This is a genomic window from Agrobacterium sp. MS2, assembly GCF_003261015.1.
In the GTDB taxonomy this organism is placed as follows: Bacteria; Pseudomonadota; Alphaproteobacteria; order Rhizobiales; family Rhizobiaceae; genus Agrobacterium; species Agrobacterium pusense.
The window spans coordinates 142,033-145,729 of sequence record NZ_QLNF01000025.1 but is presented as its reverse complement, the minus strand read 5'-3'; the positions used below and the strand labels follow the sequence as shown (position 1 = coordinate 145,729).

2 protein-coding genes and 3 pseudogenes are annotated in these 3,697 nt (G+C 57.5%); 3 read left to right on the top strand and 2 right to left on the bottom strand.

Annotated elements, in window-relative coordinates; genetic code table 11:
* Positions 1 to 63: 63 nt before the first annotated feature.
* From tnpB to DOU54_RS28435, 3 genes and pseudogenes are all read left to right on the top strand, one after another.
* Positions 64 to 518 (top strand): annotated as a pseudogene (gene tnpB, locus DOU54_RS27150) (IS66 family insertion sequence element accessory protein TnpB).
* Positions 476 to 2,052: pseudogene (gene tnpC, locus DOU54_RS11440) on the top strand (IS66 family transposase). Before tnpB ends, tnpC begins: the two co-directional pseudogenes overlap by 43 nt.
* Before the next feature lie 526 nt (positions 2,053 to 2,578).
* Entirely contained in the window at positions 2,579 to 2,806 is a 228-nt protein-coding gene (locus DOU54_RS28435; protein ID WP_210206199.1) for a transposase DNA-binding-containing protein, read from the top strand.
* A gap of 40 nt (positions 2,807 to 2,846) precedes the next feature.
* Here the strand turns inward: DOU54_RS28435 and DOU54_RS11420 are convergent.
* Positions 2,847 to 3,057: pseudogene (locus tag DOU54_RS11420) on the bottom strand (transposase); the annotation flags it as partial.
* A 263-nt stretch (positions 3,058 to 3,320) separates the two neighbouring features.
* Positions 3,321 to 3,697 (bottom strand): AGE family epimerase/isomerase (locus DOU54_RS28005; RefSeq protein WP_286079892.1); only part of this gene is annotated, 377 nt, incomplete at its 5' end.

Here is a 3,697-nt window from a genome sequence, read left to right as displayed (position 1 = left end):
ATTCGCATCAACCCAAGGCTAGCCGCAGGTCTAGACATAGATCCTCACATTCAGAGAACTCGTATGCCCGACATACCCTACTCAGCATCAGCCGCGCCAGATGGGGTCTCCTTGCCGCTTACTGATGGCTTAGCGGCGCTGGTGAAGAACGAACTGCGCAAGGACCCGTTTACCGGAACGGTCTTCGTGTTCCGGTCACGCAGGCGGATCGATTGAAGCTGATCTACTGGGATGGCTCTGGGATCGTCATGGCCTACAAACGGCTGGAGGAGCACACCTTCACTTGGCCAGGCATCAAAGATGGGCTGATGACACTAACCCATGCCCAGTTCGAAGCCCTGTTCGCAGGCCTCGGTCGGCGGCGGGTTCATGCCGTCCAGACGAGAGGCCGGAGGCCATTGAATAGCTGCGGCACGATGACTCAGCACCGCAAATTCCAAAGACAAATCGGCTCGGGATTTGGTAGCTTCCGGCCATGCTTGATGCCACTGAGCTTCCCGATGATGTTGCCGACCTGAAGGCGATGCTGATTGCGGCACAAGCACGTGAGATGGCGAAGGACGTGGCGATAGCCAGGAAGGATGAGCATATCGCCCGCAAAGATGAGCGGATCGAACGGCTTGAGAAGCTGGTCGCAGCATTCAAGCAGGCGGCCTTCGGACGCAAGTCCGAGAAGACCGATCCTGACCAATTCGACCTAGCGCTGGAAGACTTGGAGACGGCTATGGCCGTGGTCCATACCGAGGATGAGGCGGACACTCCTGCTAGAAACAGGATTGCCAAGCCACGCGCCATCAATCGCGGCTCCCTTCCAAAGCATCTTCCGCGTGTCGAAGAGGTGATCGAGCGGGAAAGCCTGATATGCGCCTGCGGCGGTTGCCTGCATTATATTGGCTGGACGTGATCCCCGCACAGTTCCGCGTCATGGTTACCCGTCGCCCCAAATATGCGTGCCGCGCCTGCACTGACGGTTTCGTTCAGGCTCCAGCTCCAATACGGCTGATCCAGGCAGGGCTTCCAACGGAAGCCTCCATCGCCCATGTGCTGGTCTCCAAATATGCAGACCACCTTCCGCTTTACCGTCAGGCCCAGATCATGAGCCGTCAGGGCATCAATCTCGACCGATCAACGCTGTCTGACTGGGTCGGTCGAGCACCTTTCGAATTGCGTCCCGTCTTCGATGCGTTGATAGCCAACCTGAAGCGCTCGACCAAGTTGTTCATGGACGAGACCCGTGCCCCGGTTCTCGATCCCGGCTCGCGTAAGACCAAGACCGGATACTTCTGGGCGCTGGCGCGGGATGATCGACCTTGGGGCGGCGGTGCTCCGCCCGGCGTCGCCTTCACCTACGCTCTCAGGCGCGGTGGCATTCATGCCGAGCGGATACTGCAGGGCTTCTCAGGCGTCCTGCAGGTGGATGGATATGCCAGATACAACAGGCTGATCGCGCCAGACCGTGTCGGTGCGGACATCAGGCTTGCCTATTGTTGGGCCCATGCTCGGCGCAAGCTGGTGGAGATCACTCGCAATGGATCAGCACCGATTGCCGAAGACGGCGTGAAACGAATCGGCGTGTTGTATCGCATTGAAGGAGAATTGCGCGGCCTTGATCCTGAGGCTCGCCTTGCAGGTCGGCAGGCACGATCAGCGCCACTCGTCGCAGACATGCAGCCGTGGCTCATCCATCACCGTGCCCGTGTTGCGTCAAAGTCCTCACTTAGCGAGGCTTTGGCCTACATCGCCAAATACTGGGATGGCCTGAAGCTCTTCCTGACGGACGGCCGTAGAGAGATCGACAACAACAGTGTCTAGCGCACCATTCGGCCGATTGCCCTCAATCGCAAGAATGCACTCTTTGCCGGACACGATGCCGGGGCCGAGGACTGGGCGACCATTGCCTCGCTTGTCGAGACCTGCAAACTCAATGCCGTCGATCCGCTGGCCTATCTGACGGCGACGCTCACCGCCATTGTCAACGGTCACAAGCAGCGTCGCGTCGATGAGCTTTTGCCGTGGAATTATCCGGGCATGGCAAGCAACTGCCGCACGTAGTAGCCCCTGCGTCCGACCGCCTCGTTCGGAAGGATGGTTCGTGAAGTAAAACACTTCAATGAAAAACGAACTCGTCCACGAAATCTGGCTCGATCCCGAGCCAGACGGTCAACTGCTCCCCGGCCTTTGTCTTGCCGGCCCAATGGGAGACGGCTTCAGAGCGCTCCTTAATAAGGGAGCTGTTAAGGCTGGCGAGATAACGGGCATAGCCATTTCGATGTCATGACGAAATACTGGAAGCTGCAGGGCTGGGGCGAGTACCAGACGAAGCACCGCCAGGATCACGAGCCATATCCTGACGAATGGATTCTCGTCCAACGCCCCTTTATCGACAGCATGTGAATTTGCGGTGTGGCCACGATCAACGCACACTGGCCGTGGGTCTGAAGGCTGATCTTCAAAACGGACCCCCGTCTTGGTGGTCAGTGTGATGGGCACACCGCTTACGTCCCAACGATAGCCGCAGGTCTAGTCATAGATCCTCACATTCAGAGAACTCGTTTCCTGTGTCCAGCACCTGATTCGTTTGAGGTGGTGCTTTATCTCGGTTCGAGACGATGTAGTTGCTGATAATGACGCCCATTGGAGCAGTCATGAAATAGACGCGGGAGCTTTCAGGGATGCCCGCCTTGGCCGACGTTTCTCGGAGCTTTTACGACGGCTTAGGGAGCATGTGGGCGGCTCTATTTTTTCGCCTGCCAGGACTAGGCGAACCAAAAGCTGCGTAACGCTTTCTCTCCGATCCGAATGTTGAGGCCGACTGTCAGGTCGAAATGGGGGCAGTTCAAGCATCGCAGAAACCGTTTCAGTTTCGTGTTTTCGTCTTCTAGCGTCTTCAGCCGCTTGGTCTCGGACACGTCCTTGTCGCCGAACTTGGCTTCCATTTATAGATATTGGCGTCGCTGACGCCGTGCTTGCGACAAAGCTCCGCAACAGGTATGCCCGCCCAATTCTCCTTCAGGATGCCGATGATCTGTTCTCGTCTATGAAACGGTTTCGCTTCATTCTCTGCTCCTCTCAAAAGACTAGGGCTTACTTCAAAACGTATTATTTCAGCGCGGCAAGGTCAACCGAATTCCACTTTCCATTACCTCTCGTGCATATCGTGACACGGCCAGCTAACGCGCAACACATGAAACGTCCCATTGAAAAAGCGGCATTTTCATCCGATGGTCGAGACGCGAGACCACGCTTGGTCGGCAACTGCGGTTCAACGATCCGGCATTCTCTTCCTTGGCTGATTAGGACTCCACTTTGTCAACAATACCTTACCGCAGCACCGCCTCGGCCTCATAGATGGCGCAGACGATGTGGTAAAACGTGCTTGCCGGCGCCGGTTCGTCGAGCATCGGCCGGTCCGCCGGCCATTTGTCGAACCACAGGCCCTTGACCGGCGTGTCAAGGAAAGGCTGCAGCGCGCCGATGGCGCTCAGACCAGAGGCAAGGTAACGCTGCCGCTCCTCACCATCAGTTACACTGGCAAGCCGCACCGCCGCCTTCAGCCATTCCGTCTGCGGCCATAGTCGCGCAAGCCCGTCACGCATCGAAAAATCGTCGTAAAGGCTCATTACCGCCACCTTCCGGCGCGGGCAGATGCCGTAGGCCTCGCCGATCTCGAACAGGCGTTTTGCCTTCCTGATCGCTT